Origin of the sequence: Aliirhizobium cellulosilyticum, assembly GCF_014198105.1 — a bacterium.
GTDB classification, from domain to species: Bacteria; Pseudomonadota; Alphaproteobacteria; order Rhizobiales; family Rhizobiaceae; genus Neorhizobium; species Neorhizobium cellulosilyticum.
The window spans coordinates 1781672-1796188 of sequence record NZ_JACIGW010000001.1 but is presented as its reverse complement, the minus strand read 5'-3'; the positions used below and the strand labels follow the sequence as shown (position 1 = coordinate 1796188).

Below are 14517 nucleotides of genomic sequence, written 5' to 3'. Positions count from 1 at the left end.
AGCACTTATCCTGTGCCGAAGTCGACAAGACGGTGACCAGCGACATACCAGACGGACCGGCACGCTTTAAAGGATAAGCCATGCCCAGAACCATCTTTCCGATGGCCGTGTCAGATATGTCGGCCTTCGCCAAATCCCTGCGAGACCAGATCGACAGGCTCGATCACAAGCCGACCCATGTGGAGATGCTCAATCTCCTGAGCCGCGCCGCGGGTTTCCGCAATTACCAGCATTTTCGCGCAACGGCCGATAGCGCCGATCCCGCCGAGATGAGCCACACCACGGCCGAGCCGGAACCGCAGGCAAATGAACGTCGTGTCATGCACACGCTTCGCGTCTTCGACCGGGACGGGCGTATCATCCGCTGGCCGGGAAAACGCTCGCAGCAGGAGCTTTGCCTCTGGTTCCTCTGGTCGAAGATCCCGCGCGGAAGAATGTTTTCCGAACGGGAGATCAGCGTATTCCTGAACGGACAGCACCTTTTCGAGGATGCCGCATTGCTAAGAAGAGATCTCTTCGATCTCGGCCTCGTCACCCGCAATCGTGACGGGAGCGATTATCGCCGCATCGAGAAAAAGCCGCCACCGGAACTAGGGCTTCTCCTGCGCAAGGTCGCAACCTTGCTGGTGAAAACCCCGACCCGGCAGGGACCGGCGGCCGGCTTGCCGCAAACGGCAAGCCCGGCCTGACCGTCATAGCGTCAGCGTGCCCGAAATGCATGTCGCGACCTCGCCGCCGACCCAGATGTCGTCGCCGGCCTTGTCGACATGCACCCGGCCGGCGCGGCCGAGCACCGTGCCTTGCGCAGCGACATAGCTTTCCGGCGCAATTCCGGAGCCGATCAGCCATTGTGCAAGCCCGGCATTCAGGCTTCCCGTCACCGGGTCCTCGTAGCCGTTACGGGTAAAGGCGCGCACTTCGAACTGCGCGTCTTCACCATCCGATTGCGGATCGAAACGGCCGACCAGCCCGACCCGCACACCTGCAAGAATAGAATAGTCCGGCCTGACCGCCAGCACATCTGCGCGCGCAGGCAGGCGCACGCCGATCCAGTCCGGGCCGTTCTCGACCCAGTTGGCGTCCTCGATCATCGAGACCGGGATGCCGAGCCCCTTGGCTATCCTCTCGATCAATGCCGGCTCCACCGGGCCGCTTCGCACGAGCGGTGGTGCGGCAAAGGCAAGCCTCTGGCCATCGCGGCGGATCCGCACCAGCCCGGCGCCGCATTCCTGAACGATCTCGCCCTGAGGCGCATTCGCCGCCTGGCTCAGCCACACATGTGCACTACCGAGCGTCGGATGTCCTGCAAACGGCAGCTCCTGTGTCGGCGTAAAGATCCGCACACGGTAATGCGCCTCCGCCGTTGTCGGCTCCAAAAGAAAGGTCGTTTCGCTGAGATTGGTCCAGTTGGCAAAGGCCTGCATATGCGCGTCATCGAGCGCATCTGCGCCGATGACGACCGCAAGCGGGTTGCCGCGCATCGGCTGGCTGGAAAAGACATCGACCTGCTGGAAGGAAAAGCTTGGCATAGGGATCACTGCATCCGGTTGAAACGAAAACGGCAGCCTTTCAGCTGCCGTTTGATTCCGCAAATGATTTGCCAGGTGGCTGATCGCCTCACAGCACCAGCCGGAACTTCGCAAAACCGTTTTCACCGTCGCCGGCATCCTCGATTTTTGCCCCTTTGATCTCGCCGGCGAAATGGCGCCCCTTCGGTCCGCTCTCGAACACCGCCGTCGTTCCCGGCAACGGCTTGAAGGACCAGTTGCCGTCGGCCGTCGGGTTGATCGTCCCCTGTTCTACGATATAGCGCACGATCACGTCACGGTTGGTATCGGGCGCGACGAAGATCACCTTATCACCGGCAATTTCCGGGAACTTGCCGCCACCACCAGCACGATAATTATTTGTCACGACGACGAATTTCTTAAGTGGATCAATCGGTTTCCCGTCAAACTTCAAGTCAGTTATGCGGTGTGCATCTTCATTGATCAGCTTGCCGTCCTTGTCAAAGCGCACCTGCTGCGACAGGTCGATCTGGTAGGTCACGCCATCGATGACATCGTAATTGTAGGAAGGGAAACCGTCGTTCAGCAGCGCCGCATCCTTGGCTCCCGCCTTGACCTGATTGAACATGCCCGCCGACATTTCCAGCCAGTTTTTCACCTGCGCGCCGGTAATCAGTACCGCCTGAACCGTGTTCGGATAGAGATAGAGGTCGGCGACGTTCTTGATCGCGATATCACCGGTCGGCACGTCGGTATAATATTCGGCACCGCCACGTCCGCCGGCCTTGAATGGTGCCGCAGCCGAAAGCACCGGATAGTCCTTGTACTGGCCATCCTTCAGCATCTGCTTGATATACCAGCTCTGCGCATTCGAGACGATCTGCACCGAAGGATCGTCGGCCACCAGCGCGAAATAGGAATAGAGCGGTGCCGAGGTCTTGCCGACAGGTCTGCGCACATAGGCGAGCGTCGCCTCATGTTCGGCCTTGGCCGCGGCCAGAACCTCCGGCTTGTCTTTGACATCGGCGACCACCTTGCGGTTCTCGTCGCGATGGTAGATCGGCCGTGCTTCCGACGTGGACGAGATTATCTTCCAGCTGTTGCCATCCTTTTCCAGCAGCAGGTCGATCAGGCCCATATGCGAGCCCCAGAAGCCGGCCATCACTGCGGGCTTGCCCATCAACGTGCCCTTCTTGGCATCCGCGCCGGCAATCCCGTCAAAATCCTTCGGCCCGGGGAAAACCAGGTGCTGGTGCCCGGTGAAGATCGCATCGATCCCTTCGATGCCGGCGAGATAGAGTGAGGCATTTTCCATCCGCTCGCTCTGGCCGGAACCGTCGATGCCGGAATGTGAAAGCGCGATCACGATATCAGCACCTTCCTCCTTCATCTGCGGCACCCAGGCCTTGGCTGCATCGACGATGTCGCGCGTCTGCGCCTTGCCTTCGAGGTTCTTGGCATCCCAGACCATGATCTGTGGCGGCACGAAACCGATGAACCCGACCTTGATCGGCGAGGTGGCTCCTGACCCGTCACGGATCTGCTTTTCGAGGATCACATAGGGCTTGAAGAAAAGTTCATCCTTCTTGGCATCGGATGCCAACATGCCTTTGGTTAGATTCGCACAAACGTATGGAAAGCCCGATCCGGCGAGCACCTTGTTGAGGAAGTCTAGGCCATAATTAAACTCGTGGTTTCCAAGTGTCCCGACGTCATAACCAAGCACGTTCATCGCGCTGATTACGGGATGCTTGTCACCCTCCTTCATGCCACGCTCATAAGCAATGTAATCGCCAAGCGGATTGCCCTGCAGGAAGTCGCCATTGTCGATCAGCATCGAATTGCCGGCCTCGGCGCGGATCGCGTCGACGATCGAGGCGGTGCGGGCGAGACCCAGCGTGTCGTTCGGCTTGTCGGCGTAATAATCGTAAGGGAAGACGTGGACATGGATATCCGTCGTTTCCATGATCCGAAGATGTGCCTGGTTGGCCTGCGCTCGCGCGGCGAAAGGATGCAGCGCGACCAGTGCGGAAGAGGCGGCAATCCCACCGAGAACCGAACGGCGCGAGAGCTGAAAGGATAAAGTGGAGGACGGCATGATATCTCCCTATTCGTCATCGAAAGGCGTAACACTAGGCGCATTCGCATGAGCCTGCATCACCAAAATGACAGGGGGAATAATCCTTCTCTGGCCTACCGCTTCAGCACGGGCTGGATGTCCTGATGGAAGAAGCGGAAATAGGCTGCGACCTGTGCTGCTGCGTTCGTATTGGGGCGAAACTGGATGCCGAGGCGTCCATTATGGCTCCACTTCACCATACCCTCCAGAACACCCAGCTCCTCACTGTCAATCCTGACGGGGCTTCCGATGGAGGCATTGAGTGGTGCGCCGAGGTCTAGCGCCAGACCGGTCGCCGAAATATCGACGACGCGAGCATTGACCGATTGCCCGTAATATTTCAGCGTTCCGGGAATGCGTGCCTTGCGCCGAGGAGCAGAGCGCACCTTCATGTTGAGATTGTTCACTGCCATGTCCTGATACCTCCTGACCTTTTATCCCGATTATATCTGGCATGAATTGAAACGCCTTTAGTTTGCGTCATAAAATTGTAACAGATCGGGTAACCGCCGCTTTACATCCGCCTGCGTCTGGCGCGAATGGAGGAGGGAGAGAAGCTGATTCTCTCGCCGCGGAGGATCTGCATTTGCCTCGATATTTTGGCCATACTGCCACGACCGGAATGGATGCCGGATGAGCACATCGGTCGTGCTTCTGGCTTTGTTTGCTGCAGTTCTTCATGCCAGCTGGAATGCTTTCCTGCGTTCGGGTGCCGATCGCTTCTGGATGATGACGGTCATGAACCTTGCCATCACGGTTGCCGCCATTCCGGTTGTGCTCATCTTTCCCGTGCCGGTCGCGGATGCATGGCCCTATATCATCGGCTCTTCGCTGTTTCAGGTCGCCTACGGCCTTCTGCTCGTCGCCGCATACAGGCATGGTGAACTCGGGCAGGTTTATCCGATCATCCGTGGCAGTGCACCGCTTCTGGTCACGGTTGGCACTTTCTTCCTGATGGGCGAAGTGCTCCAGCCCTTGGCTATGCTCGGCGTTCTGTGCATCGTGCTCGGCATCATGACGCTGGCGCTCGGCAAGGCGAGGGCATCCGGCACGTCCATGCTGTTTGCACTTGCGACCGGCGTGGCGATCGCGGGTTATTCGACCTTTGATGCCATCGGCATCCGGGTGGCAGGAGAACGAGTAGCCTATATTGCCTGGGTGTTCATTCTTCCGGGCATTCTTCTTTCCGCGGCCTACACGGCTATACGTGGGCCTCTGCATATCGATATCCGCTCACCGGAAACCCGCAAGGCGATCGGCGGCGGCCTGGTCTCGCTTCTCTCTTACGGCACTGTTCTGGTTGCTTATTCATTGGCACCGGCCGGTCCGGTATCGGCACTCAGGGAGACCAGCGTGGTGTTCGCTGCTCTCATCGGATGGAAGTTCCTGGGGGAGCGCCTGACGCCGAGGCGAATCCTTGCATGCATCGTGGTTGCCGCCGGCGCCATCCTTATTGGGGTTTCGTGACGCCGCGACCCATCTTTAACGGGATTTCCAGCTCATAGGTGCAACCACATTGGGGCTGGTTGCCAGATCAAGTTCAAGAGGAATGCGTTTTTCGCCTGCAAGTGCCCCCACGGTGAAGGCTCCCCAGGCTCTGATGACCAGCTTGGCTTCACCCTTGGTCACCGGAACGCGGTATTGATTGGGCTGGAAACTATCATGCAGGAAGAAATCGACCACTCCCGTAAGTATGGTGTCCTTTGTCGCCCGAACGGTGATCGAGACCTTCTGCCAATCGCCGCCGACATCAGATTTCTCGACTATGGCGGCAATCTGCAGCCCCTTATTGGTTTCCTGACCTCCGAAACGCTGTTTCTGCGGATCATTGGCAACGGTGATCGCCGGCAATTCGGGCTTGTCGGTGGTGGAAATACTCTGAGCCTCAAAGCCGCTTTCGAGACTGGAGGAAAATTGCCGTAGCTGTCGAAGCTCCTCGAATATCTGCGAGATCTTCTGGTTCAACTGTTCATCGAGCTCGATCGCAACGTTTTTCGTCCGCTCGATACGCTGGCCATTTTCTTCCACTTTCTCGGCCAGGGAGGCTACGAGACCATCTTTGCCGACACTAATGCTCGCAAGTTTTGGAGCAAGCAACGCTATGATCGCCATGGCAAGATATGTGGCGATCTTTGCACTGTCACTGCTTTGATACCCGATCACCTCTCCGATGACGAGCAATATGGAAATAATGCTGACGATACCCGCGCCTAATTCCAGTGAACTTCGCTTCATCTACCCCTCCCTTGAATGGCGCTTCAAGATTGGGTGTATTTTGGATTTATGCAACCCTAAATAATCATAGGCCGACATTGGGTCTATCGATGATTTCACGGAGCGCGAAACTTGAATTGATCTTCACCACATGCGGTAGAGCCGAGAGCCAGTCGCGATGAATACGCTCGTAGTCTTCAAGATCCTTGGCCGCGACGCGCAGGATGTAGTCATATTCCCCGGACATCAGATAGCAGACGAGCACATTGGGGCACAATTTCACCGCGGCTTCGAATTCGGTCAGCGTTTTGGCGAACTGGCCCGATAGCGAGATGTGGACGATGACCATCATCTTGTAGTCGAGCGCGGCATTGGAAAGGCGTGCGTGATAGCCGCTGATCGTGCCGTTTTTTTCCAGAATGTCGAGGCGGCGCGAACAGGCGGATGGTGAAAGCCCGACACGTTCGGCCAGTTCCGCGTTGGATATTCGCCCGTGATCCTGCAATGTCCGCATGATCGCACGATCGATGGCATCAAAGCTGCTCATTGCGGTTTCTTCCGAAAAATGACGATCTGGCGCAATAATCCCCGAAAATCAGGGTTGCAGCAATCACTCTTCGCAAGGACATTCCGTCGCTTTTCTGATGTGCTCGTCGGGCAAAAAATCAACTGGCGATAGCCAATATAAAAGAGAGGAATGCTGTATGCGTGTCGGGTGCCCGAAGGAAATCAAGAACCATGAATATCGTGTCGGTCTCACGCCCGGTGCCGTGCGTGAATATGTGGCGCATGGCCATGATGTGATCGTGGAAACGAAGGCTGGTGCCGGTATTGGCGCGGATGACGCCGCCTATCAGGCGGCTGGCGCAAAAATCGTCGCTTCGGCCAAGGATGTCTTCGAAAAATCCGACATGGTGGTCAAGGTCAAGGAGCCGCAGCCGGCAGAGTGGGCACAGTTGCGTGAGGGCCAGATCCTCTACACCTATCTTCACCTTGCTCCCGATCCGGAACAGACCAAGGGCCTGCTCGCCTCCGGCGTAACCGGCGTCGCTTATGAAACGGTCACCGATGAGCGCGGCGGCCTTCCGCTTCTGGCGCCGATGTCGGAAGTCGCCGGTCGGCTGGCAATTCAGGCCGGTGCAACGGCCCTCCAGAAAGCCAATGGCGGTCGTGGTATCCTGCTCGGCGGCGTGCCCGGCGTTGCGCCTGCCAAGGTCACCGTTATCGGAGGCGGCGTCGTCGGGCTTCATGCTGCCCGGATGGCGGCAGGCCTCGGAGCCGATGTAACCATTCTCGATCGCTCGCTGCCGCGCCTGCGCCAGCTCGACGATATTTTCGCCGGCCGCGTCCATACCCGTTATTCGACCATCGATGCGCTCGAAGAAGAAACCTTCTCGGCCGATCTTGTCATCGGTGCAGTGCTCATCCCTGGCGCTGCAGCCCCGAAACTTGTCACGCGCGAAATGCTGTCCGGTATGAAGCAGGGCGCGGTCATGGTTGACGTTGCGATCGATCAGGGCGGTTGCTTCGAGACATCCCATACCACTACCCATTCCGACCCAACCTATGAGGTTGATGGCATCGTGCATTATTGCGTCGCCAACATGCCGGGCGCGGTACCGATCACGTCCGCACATGCGCTGAACAACGCCACGCTTCAGCATGGCCTCGCTCTCGCCGATCGGGGCTTACGCGCCATCGCCGAAGACAGGCATCTGCGCAACGGCTTAAACGTGCACAAGGGACGGGTCACCAACAGGGCCGTTGCCGAAGCACTCGGTTACGAAGCCTTCGCCCCTGAAAGCCTGCTGAACGTCGCCTGATCTGCCTCAATTCTGCCAGTCTGAACGCCGGGTGCAGCAGCGCCCGGCGTTTTTTTGCACGTAAAATCAATTCGATATTATTTAGATATATCGAAAGGCTTGCGTTGTGAGTTTATTGGGCTATCTTTAGATATATCGAAAGACAGTCTAAGGAGACGGAAATGTTTGGACACAGGTTTGATGGCCGCGATCGGTGCGGCGAACACGGGGGCCGGGGAGGCAGCAAGGGCTTCGAGGAAATCTTTGCCGCGCGCGGCGGCCCATTCGGTCGCGGCTTTGGCGGTCCCGGCCGTGGTGGGCGAGGTGGCCCGGGCGGCGGTCATGGCTTCGGTGATGAAGGTGACGGTCGTATCGGCCGCTTCCTGATGCAGGGCGATCTTCGCCTCCTTGTCTTGGCGCTGATCGAAAAGGAACCGCGCCATGGCTATGAGATCATCAAGCATATCGAGGACATGACCTACGGCTTTTACGCGCCAAGCCCAGGCGTCATCTATCCGACGCTGACCTATCTCGAGGAGGCCGGTTATGTGGTCTCTGAAGCCGATGGCAACAAGAAGCGTTACGCCATCACCGAAGAGGGCAGGGCCCATCTCGAAGAAAACCGCAGCTTTGCCTCCACCATTCTCGGCAGGCTTTCCGAGCTCGCCGAACGCATCAAGCAGCGGCAGGAACGCAACGAACATCACCAGCGCCGCGAACACGGCCCGGAACTGCCGCGCAGCGTCGACGCGGCGCTCCTCAACCTGCGCGAAGTCATCGCCGCCAAGCTGGCGACGGACGAAAGGAAAGCCGGTGATTTCGTCAAGCTTCTGCTGCAAATGGCCGAAGATCTCGATCGTGACGGGAACAAGGATACCGGTGGCTTGAGCTGACCTTTAGGCACCAATCCAGAGAACAAGTTGTTGCTCTCTGGATAACCTTCGCTTGCGGGGAAAAGTGCTGAAGGACAGGCTGGTGAATTAAGCTCTATCGATCCGGCACTGATAACAGTTGTTGCGGGCCGAGCGCACATGCACATAGGCAATTTCGTCGCGTTCCAACAGGCTTGCCGCGCGTTCGGCAATGGTGTCGGTCGGCGTTACCGCGCCGCTGCCGTAAACGATACGGTCGTTGAAGCCGTAGCCGCGAACGATATAGTCCGGGCTAGAAAGGATCGGCGGCAAACCCTCTTCGCAGGCATAACGTGGGCAGGGGTTCGCATGCAGGAAGATCGGGCCTGTCTCGGCATAAGGCTGCAGCGAGGGAAAGGGCCGATAGGCAAGCACAAGCAGGCCTTCTCCTTCGTCTATGTTCTGCAGGCAGTGGCGGCAGGGATGGCCCGGACCATCCGAAACCATCGTTTCGGGCCTGTTTTCATAGGCATCGGCGCCGCCGTTCCAGAGGGCCTCGGCCTCTTTCGTCGGCATGGCTTGAAAGCGAATTGTAGACATTGGCCTCTCCTTGAATTGGAAAAGCCATGTGATGGCGGTGCTCGGCCAAAACCGCCACCCGTTTCTTGCCGGCCTTGGCCCTTATCCGTCCAGCGCCTTGAGAAGCTCCGCATCCGTAATCGGCACGATCGCCTCTTCGCTGGTGCCTACCGGCGAAAAACCCATCATCTGGTAAAGCTGGATTGCCCGCGGATGGTCGAGATTGTTGGTGGTGACCGTCACCTTCGACGGATTGTCCTGCCAGGCGGCATAAAGCGCCTGCAGCAGAAACCACTTGCCGATGCCAAGTCCCATAGCCCGTTCGAACAGGCCGAAATAGGAAAGCTCGACAACGTCTTCCGGCTGTTTGGCAAGCTCGAAGAAACCCGAGGGCGCGCCGTCGACATAAAGCACGCTGATTGAAACCGGCTTGCCATGGATGATAGCGGCCAGTTCCTCGTCGCTCAGCCGCAGCCGCTCATACCATTGCCATCGCTTCCCCACTTGCCGGTAGAGATAGCGGTAGAAATGCAGCGGGATTTCCGGCGAACGCATGATCGCTGTTTGCACATTGACCGGCACCGGCAGACTGCTGCGAGGTGCCGCCGTCATTTCGAGCCGAGTGACACGGACTTTCAGCGGGAGCGGTTTCTTTGCCATGAAAACTGTTCCGGCCTATCGCGCATCTGCCGGTCCGGTCACAACCGGAGCATCGTCTCGCCCGCCCCATTCTGTCCAGGACCCGTCATAAAGCGCATTGTCCTCGTGACCGAGCGATTCCAGCGCCAGCGTAATGATCGCGGCGGTGATACCCGATCCGCAGGTGGTGACGACCGGCTGGCCGAAGTCGATCCCCGCATCCTCGATCGCCTGACGCAGCTCCGGCAGGCTGCGCAGCTTGCCGTTGACGGAAAATGTGCCGGAAGGAAGGCTGCGGGCGCCCGGCATGTGGCCGGAGCGCAAGCCCGGGCGCGTTTCAAGCTCTGTCGCGGCAAACCGGCCGGCACTGCGCGCATCTGCGATCTGCCGCTTGCCGTCGACGACGATCGACAGCATTTCGCGAAAATTGATCACCTTGTCGAGGCGCAGATCGGTCTTGAATGTGGTGGTCGAAGGCGCCGGGGTCTCTGTCTCCAGCGGCCGCCCTTCGGCCTTCCAGCCGTCCAGCCCACCATCGAGCACGAAGACGTTTTCAGCCCCCATGATCCGGAACAACCACCATCCGCGCGGCGCGGAAAAGATGCCGGGGCCATCGTAAACCACGATCCGGTCTGTCTCCCTGATGCCCATCTTGCCGACAGCCTCGGCAAATAACTCCGGGGCAGGGACCATGTGCGGAAGGCCGGTCGAATGATCGGCGACCTTGTCGTGATCGAAGCGGATGGCGCCGGGAATATGGCCGGCAAGATATTCGGCATCTGCGTTGCGGCCCTGCGCCGGCAGATAGAAGGAGGCATCGATAACCTTCAGGTCGCTCGCCCCCAGTTCGTTTGCCAGCCAGTCCGACGAGACCACGAAACGGCTCGTCTTTCTCTCAATCGCGTCGCTCATGCCATTTCTCCCTTGGCCTTTTCAGGCCTGTATTTCGGGCTCGCCGAACCTGATCCGGAAGCGGCGGTTCTCCTTGCCCTTCTTTTCTATTCTGGCGATATGGATCGCCCCGACCTCGCTTGTTCTGGCGACATGTGTTCCGCCGCAAGGCTGGCTGTCAATGGTGGAGTTTTCGCCGATACAGACCAGACTGACTCGCCCGAGGCCGACCGGCGGGCGGACATTCTTCGACTTCACGATGCCCGGATTGGCGGCCAGTTCCTCGTCGGTGATCCATTGCAGGTAAACCGGGTGATCCGCATCGACGAGTTCCATCAGCCTTGCCGTGACGTCGTCCTTGTCGATCGTGTCGGTCATGTCGAAATCGACCCGCGATTCCTCCTCGCCGACGGCAGCCCCGGTAATCGGATACTGGCAGACGACCGAAAGCAGATGGCAGGCGGTGTGCATGCGCATCAGGTTGAAACGGCGCGGCCAGTCGATCGACAGCGTAACCGTCTCGCCGACCAGAAGCTGGGCCTGGCCTTCGACCGGAACGTGAATGACGATATCTTTTGTCGCCCCATGTCGGGTCTGGCCGAGCAGAATGCGGCTTCCGTCCGCCCGGTCGAGAAAACCGGTGTCGCCCGGCTGGCCGCCGGAGGTCGCGTAAAAACAGGTTCGATCGAACTCGATCCCGCCATCGTCATGCGCGGATGTCACGACGGCCTCTGTCGTGGTCAGATAAAAGTCGTCGCGATAAAGCAGTTGGGAAGACATGGGATGCTCGCAGATGTCGTGATCAGGCCGTCTCGAAGGGCACGGATATCTGCCGCTTCTGCGTCAGCCATTTCGGCAGCGGCAGGCCTTTCGACTTCAGGAAGTCAGGGTTGAACAGCTTGGACTGATAACGGTTGCCATAGTCGCAGAGCACCGTGACGATCGTATGTCCCGGTCCGAGGTCCTGGGCAAGCCGGATAGCGCCGGCAATGTTGATCCCGGAGGAACCGCCGAGGCAAAGACCTTCTGTCTCGACCAGATCGAAAATATAGGGCAGGGCTTCCGCGTCCGGGATGCGATAGGAGAAGTCCGGGGTGAACCCTTCGAGATTGGCGGTGATCCGGCCTTGGCCGATGCCTTCGGTGATCGAATTGCCTTCCGACTTCAGCTCGCCATGGGCGTAATATTCATAGAGTGCCGCACCTTCGGGATCGGCAATGCCGATCTTGATGTCGGCATTCTTGGCTTTCAGGCCCATGGCCGTGCCGACCAGCGTGCCGCCTGAGCCGACCGAGCAGATGAACCCGTCCACCTTGCCGCCGGTCTGTTCCCAGATTTCTGGTGCCGTGGTTTCAATATGGGCCTGACGGTTGGCGACATTGTCGAACTGGTTTGCCCAAATCGCACCTGCGGGCTCTGTCTTGGCGAGCTGCTCTGCAAGCCGGCCCGAGACCTTCACGTAATTGTTGGGGTTGCGATAGGGAACCGCCGGAACCTCGACCAGTTCCGCGCCGAGCAGCCGCAGGGCATCCTTCTTCTCCTGGCTCTGGGTCTCGGGAATGACGATAACCGTCCGATATCCGAGCGCCTTGGCAACCAGCGTCAGGCCGATGCCGGTATTGCCGGCCGTGCCCTCGACGATCACACCGCCTGGTTTCAGCAAGCCCCTCCGCTCGGCATCGCGGATGATGAACAGGGCAGCCCTGTCCTTCACCGATTGGCCCGGATTGAGAAATTCTGCCTTGCCGAGGATCTCGCAGCCGGTCTTTTCCGACGCATCCTTCAATCGGATGAGCGGGGTGTTGCCGATGATGTCGATGACGTTGGGATAGGAAACCATGATGAAGCGCCTTTTTTGGCTGATTTAATCAGCGTCTTTTCCACGGACAAGCGTTTGCGTGCAAGAAAATCCGTTCTCGACCTCTCGGTTGATAGGAAAAGCTCTGCTGCCTCGCGACAGGTTACGCAAAACCGCGTCGGAAAGCATGCGCGCGATTTTGTGATCCGATTAGACGTACCCCTAAAATCTACCATCTTTACGTTGTGCCGATAGGCCTCTAAATTTGACAACAGACATGTTGCTGAACCTGGAACGGCTAGATCTGCTTGTTGCTCACTACGTCGCCGGTTGCCTGCCGGAGCCGGCGCATATCCTCGTGGGCTCTCATCTGGAGATGCAGCCGTCATCGGGACGGTTGGCAGGCGAACTGGAAATTCTTGCCGGACAAAGCCTGGAAGATGCCGAGCCGAGCGAGTTGTCGTCGTCCGAAAGCCGGTTGAAAGCGATCCTGCAATCGAGGCCGGAAATCGACGTGCCGCCTGCAATGGCAAGGCAAGGCGATTCGCTGCCGCATTATCTGCGTTCCTACGCTGGAAGAAATCTCGACGATGTTCCGTGGAAGACCAAGCTTCCGGGCCTCAAGCAACATGTGATCGAGAAGTCGTCGGGGATGGAGGCAAGTCTTTTATGGGCAAGGCCCGGCCGCGCATTGCCGCATCATCACCATAAAGGACTCGAGCTGACACTTGTCTTGCAGGGGCAGTTTTACGATCATCGAGGTGCGTTTTCGCAGGGTGATGTTTCCGTTGCCGACGAGACCATCATTCATCGACCCGTCGCGGCGTCCGATAGTCCTTGCCTGTGCTTTTCGGTTCTGCTGGCGCCCATCACCTTGAGCGGGCCGACCTTCAGGATGCTGGGCGATATCTTGGGCATGTAATGCTAAGCTGATGCATGGCCGCAGCCAAAAAATGCGGCCACCCGACGGGTGACCGCAATCTGACCTCGTAAAAGTCAGTAAGGCAATCTCAATTGACGTGAAGCTGTGCCTCGCTCACCGCGTTTTCGAACTCCTGCCGGGCCTCCTCGGGCGTGCGACGCCCGTCGAGAGCTGCGCGGCAGCAGCTTCTTGCCTTGACGAAATGTGGCCCTCGCAGATCCGGCCAGCGATCGGTCAGCACCATCAAAGCCTCCGAAGGGCTGCTGATCATCTCTGTCCCATGATTTCCGAATGCGACTTGAACCGGCTTTTGCCAATTTTCATGCGGCATGAACGATCCTCCCAGTGCTCAGCCCCGAACAATAGTGAACCTACACCCAGCGCCCTGTTGCGGCTACGATTTTTTTCCCGTTTAGGCTGCGCTCGTTAGGCCAAGTTGCCGCATAAGCCCGCATGCTTGGAAAACACCTGCTCCACTAGCCGCATTGGAGAAGTTGCAGCGGTCATGGATTATTCGACCGACGCGTGCTCTGCTTCATATCGGCGTCGGCTTTTGAGCCTCGTTTGCGCCGCGACCACCAGATCACCAAACGGCGGCGCCTGCGCCGAATAAACGCGATGTCGTTCGACAGCACGATGAAGCCGAGCGGCAGCATCCAGAAACCGAGTACCGGGAGAAATCCGAGCGTCCCTCCCACCATCAAGGCAGAGCCTAGGCCAATGCGTCCGACGCGTGATCTCGGCATAGGAATACGCCATGTGCCGAGCGCCAGTTTGCCGCTACGAGGATCTATGCCGAAATGCCGTTTATGCGGTGTCGATGCCATCCAGTCGAAAAACCCTTTGATTTCATGAGATATCTGCCTGTGAGATGGGGACAGGTTGGGGATTAAACAAGGAATTTCATTTTTTTGTAAAAAAGCGCTTGGCAAATCGGAAAAGCATGCGTATTACCCGCCGCACACGCCGCGACGCGGTGTTCCCTGGTAGCTCAGCGGTAGAGCATTCGACTGTTAATCGACAGGTCGCCGGTTCGAATCCGGCCCGGGGAGCCAGTTTCAAAGATAAGAGCCTGTTTTCATTGGATAAATGGAAGCAGGCTTTTTCTTTCCCACTTTCCCTCCCCACTTTTGAACGGCGAAAATAAAAGACCGCCCAATCTGGTGAGGATCGAGCGGCTTGGCCGGTGGTGAC

Annotated in this window: 17 protein-coding genes and 1 tRNA gene; 6 read left to right on the top strand and 12 right to left on the bottom strand. The window is 58.3% G+C overall.

Going from position 1 to position 14517, the window contains the following annotated elements; genetic code table 11:
* The first annotated feature begins 80 nt into the window (after window positions 1-80).
* Complete coding sequence (locus GGE33_RS08695; protein ID WP_183822157.1) at window positions 81-689, top strand: DUF2087 domain-containing protein; 609 nt, start codon at window positions 81-83, stop codon at window positions 687-689.
* A 3-nt stretch (window positions 690-692) separates the two neighbouring features.
* Here GGE33_RS08695 and GGE33_RS08690 read toward each other — a convergent pair whose 3' ends face one another.
* The 3 genes from GGE33_RS08690 to GGE33_RS08680 all read right to left on the bottom strand — a co-directional run bounded on the left by GGE33_RS08690 (window position 693) and on the right by GGE33_RS08680 (window position 4040).
* Complete coding sequence (locus tag GGE33_RS08690; RefSeq protein WP_183822155.1) at window positions 693-1529, bottom strand: PhzF family phenazine biosynthesis protein; 837 nt, start codon at window positions 1527-1529, stop codon at window positions 693-695.
* 88 nt (window positions 1530-1617) lie between these two features.
* Window positions 1618-3606, bottom strand: a complete 1989-nt coding sequence (locus GGE33_RS08685; RefSeq protein WP_183822153.1) for a bifunctional 2',3'-cyclic-nucleotide 2'-phosphodiesterase/3'-nucleotidase — start codon at window positions 3604-3606, stop codon at window positions 1618-1620.
* A gap of 95 nt (window positions 3607-3701) precedes the next feature.
* Complete coding sequence (locus GGE33_RS08680; RefSeq protein ID WP_148146381.1) at window positions 3702-4040, bottom strand: PilZ domain-containing protein; 339 nt, start codon at window positions 4038-4040, stop codon at window positions 3702-3704.
* Window positions 4041-4260: 220 nt separating this feature from the next.
* Here GGE33_RS08680 and GGE33_RS08675 point away from each other — a divergent pair, with 220 nt between their 5' ends.
* On the top strand, window positions 4261-5094 hold the full coding sequence (locus GGE33_RS08675; protein ID WP_183822150.1) for a DMT family transporter: 834 nt from the start codon (window positions 4261-4263) through the stop codon (window positions 5092-5094).
* Window positions 5095-5109: 15 nt separating this feature from the next.
* Here the strand turns inward: GGE33_RS08675 and GGE33_RS08670 are convergent, their stop codons facing one another.
* Together GGE33_RS08670 and GGE33_RS08665 are read right to left on the bottom strand one after the other, a co-directional pair.
* Entirely contained in the window at window positions 5110-5862 is a 753-nt protein-coding gene (locus tag GGE33_RS08670; RefSeq protein ID WP_183822148.1) for a pYEATS domain-containing protein, read from the bottom strand.
* A 64-nt stretch (window positions 5863-5926) separates the two neighbouring features.
* Window positions 5927-6388 (bottom strand): Lrp/AsnC family transcriptional regulator, encoded by a 462-nt coding sequence (locus tag GGE33_RS08665; protein ID WP_148146384.1) that lies wholly within the window; start codon window positions 6386-6388, stop codon window positions 5927-5929.
* 157 nt (window positions 6389-6545) lie between these two features.
* On the opposite strand from GGE33_RS08665, the gene ald reads away from it, so the two are divergent.
* The gene (gene ald / locus GGE33_RS08660) at window positions 6546-7664 is read left to right on the top strand and encodes an alanine dehydrogenase (RefSeq protein WP_183822146.1); all 1119 of its coding nucleotides are present in this window, start codon (window positions 6546-6548) and stop codon (window positions 7662-7664) included.
* 161 nt (window positions 7665-7825) lie between these two features.
* Window positions 7826-8536: a PadR family transcriptional regulator gene (locus tag GGE33_RS08655; RefSeq protein ID WP_183822144.1), complete on the top strand. Its 711-nt coding sequence runs from the start codon at window positions 7826-7828 to the stop codon at window positions 8534-8536.
* Window positions 8537-8623: 87 nt separating this feature from the next.
* Here the strand turns inward: GGE33_RS08655 and GGE33_RS08650 are convergent, their stop codons facing one another.
* The 5 genes from GGE33_RS08650 to GGE33_RS08630 form a co-directional block, all read right to left on the bottom strand.
* Window positions 8624-9094: a DUF1203 domain-containing protein gene (locus GGE33_RS08650; protein ID WP_183822142.1), complete on the bottom strand. Its 471-nt coding sequence runs from the start codon at window positions 9092-9094 to the stop codon at window positions 8624-8626.
* Window positions 9095-9175: 81 nt separating this feature from the next.
* Window positions 9176-9733: a GNAT family N-acetyltransferase gene (locus GGE33_RS08645; RefSeq protein WP_183822139.1), complete on the bottom strand. Its 558-nt coding sequence runs from the start codon at window positions 9731-9733 to the stop codon at window positions 9176-9178.
* A gap of 15 nt (window positions 9734-9748) precedes the next feature.
* Window positions 9749-10624 carry a 3-mercaptopyruvate sulfurtransferase gene (sseA, locus tag GGE33_RS08640; RefSeq protein ID WP_183822137.1) on the bottom strand — a complete coding sequence of 292 codons (876 nt, stop codon included), beginning with the start codon at window positions 10622-10624 and terminating at the stop codon, window positions 9749-9751.
* Between the two features lie 21 nt (window positions 10625-10645).
* Window positions 10646-11383, bottom strand: a complete 738-nt coding sequence (locus GGE33_RS08635; RefSeq protein WP_183822135.1) for an alanyl-tRNA editing protein — start codon at window positions 11381-11383, stop codon at window positions 10646-10648.
* A 22-nt stretch (window positions 11384-11405) separates the two neighbouring features.
* On the bottom strand, window positions 11406-12443 hold the full coding sequence (locus tag GGE33_RS08630; RefSeq protein ID WP_183822133.1) for a cysteine synthase A: 1038 nt from the start codon (window positions 12441-12443) through the stop codon (window positions 11406-11408).
* A gap of 235 nt (window positions 12444-12678) precedes the next feature.
* On the opposite strand from GGE33_RS08630, the gene GGE33_RS08625 reads away from it, so the two are divergent.
* Window positions 12679-13323, top strand: a complete 645-nt coding sequence (locus tag GGE33_RS08625) for a ChrR family anti-sigma-E factor (RefSeq protein ID WP_148146392.1) — start codon at window positions 12679-12681, stop codon at window positions 13321-13323.
* Window positions 13324-13411: 88 nt separating this feature from the next.
* On the opposite strand, the gene GGE33_RS08620 is transcribed toward GGE33_RS08625, so the two are convergent.
* Together GGE33_RS08620 and GGE33_RS08615 are read right to left on the bottom strand one after the other, a co-directional pair.
* Window positions 13412-13654 (bottom strand): DUF982 domain-containing protein, encoded by a 243-nt coding sequence (locus tag GGE33_RS08620; RefSeq protein ID WP_183822132.1) that lies wholly within the window; start codon window positions 13652-13654, stop codon window positions 13412-13414.
* A gap of 172 nt (window positions 13655-13826) precedes the next feature.
* Window positions 13827-14150, bottom strand: coding sequence for a hypothetical protein (locus GGE33_RS08615; protein WP_183822457.1), 324 nt, complete (start codon window positions 14148-14150; stop codon window positions 13827-13829).
* A 153-nt stretch (window positions 14151-14303) separates the two neighbouring features.
* Here GGE33_RS08615 and GGE33_RS08610 point away from each other — a divergent pair.
* Window positions 14304-14378 (top strand) — tRNA-Asn (locus GGE33_RS08610).
* The last annotated feature ends 139 nt before the right edge of the window (window positions 14379-14517 follow it).

What these genes read in the sequence shown, in the direction of transcription:
- sseA (WP_183822137.1), bottom strand. Translation starts at nt 10,624, where the DNA reads ATGAGCGACGCGATTGAGAGAAAGACGAGCCGTTTCGTGGTCTCGTCG.
- GGE33_RS08625 (WP_148146392.1), top strand. Translation starts at nt 12,679, where the DNA reads ATGTTGCTGAACCTGGAACGGCTAGATCTGCTTGTTGCTCACTACGTC.
- GGE33_RS08645 (WP_183822139.1), bottom strand. Translation starts at nt 9,733, where the DNA reads ATGGCAAAGAAACCGCTCCCGCTGAAAGTCCGTGTCACTCGGCTCGAA.
- GGE33_RS08690 (WP_183822155.1), bottom strand. Translation starts at nt 1,529, where the DNA reads ATGCCAAGCTTTTCCTTCCAGCAGGTCGATGTCTTTTCCAGCCAGCCG.
- GGE33_RS08630 (WP_183822133.1), bottom strand. Translation starts at nt 12,443, where the DNA reads ATGGTTTCCTATCCCAACGTCATCGACATCATCGGCAACACCCCGCTC.
- GGE33_RS08650 (WP_183822142.1), bottom strand. Translation starts at nt 9,094, where the DNA reads ATGTCTACAATTCGCTTTCAAGCCATGCCGACGAAAGAGGCCGAGGCC.
- GGE33_RS08695 (WP_183822157.1), top strand. Translation starts at nt 81, where the DNA reads ATGCCCAGAACCATCTTTCCGATGGCCGTGTCAGATATGTCGGCCTTC.
- GGE33_RS08675 (WP_183822150.1), top strand. Translation starts at nt 4,261, where the DNA reads ATGAGCACATCGGTCGTGCTTCTGGCTTTGTTTGCTGCAGTTCTTCAT.
- GGE33_RS08615 (WP_183822457.1), bottom strand. Translation starts at nt 14,150, where the DNA reads ATGGCATCGACACCGCATAAACGGCATTTCGGCATAGATCCTCGTAGC.
- ald (WP_183822146.1), top strand. Translation starts at nt 6,546, where the DNA reads ATGCGTGTCGGGTGCCCGAAGGAAATCAAGAACCATGAATATCGTGTC.
- GGE33_RS08685 (WP_183822153.1), bottom strand. Translation starts at nt 3,606, where the DNA reads ATGCCGTCCTCCACTTTATCCTTTCAGCTCTCGCGCCGTTCGGTTCTC.
- GGE33_RS08655 (WP_183822144.1), top strand. Translation starts at nt 7,826, where the DNA reads ATGTTTGGACACAGGTTTGATGGCCGCGATCGGTGCGGCGAACACGGG.
- GGE33_RS08680 (WP_148146381.1), bottom strand. Translation starts at nt 4,040, where the DNA reads ATGGCAGTGAACAATCTCAACATGAAGGTGCGCTCTGCTCCTCGGCGC.
- GGE33_RS08670 (WP_183822148.1), bottom strand. Translation starts at nt 5,862, where the DNA reads ATGAAGCGAAGTTCACTGGAATTAGGCGCGGGTATCGTCAGCATTATT.
- GGE33_RS08620 (WP_183822132.1), bottom strand. Translation starts at nt 13,654, where the DNA reads ATGCCGCATGAAAATTGGCAAAAGCCGGTTCAAGTCGCATTCGGAAAT.
- GGE33_RS08665 (WP_148146384.1), bottom strand. Translation starts at nt 6,388, where the DNA reads ATGAGCAGCTTTGATGCCATCGATCGTGCGATCATGCGGACATTGCAG.
- GGE33_RS08635 (WP_183822135.1), bottom strand. Translation starts at nt 11,383, where the DNA reads ATGTCTTCCCAACTGCTTTATCGCGACGACTTTTATCTGACCACGACA.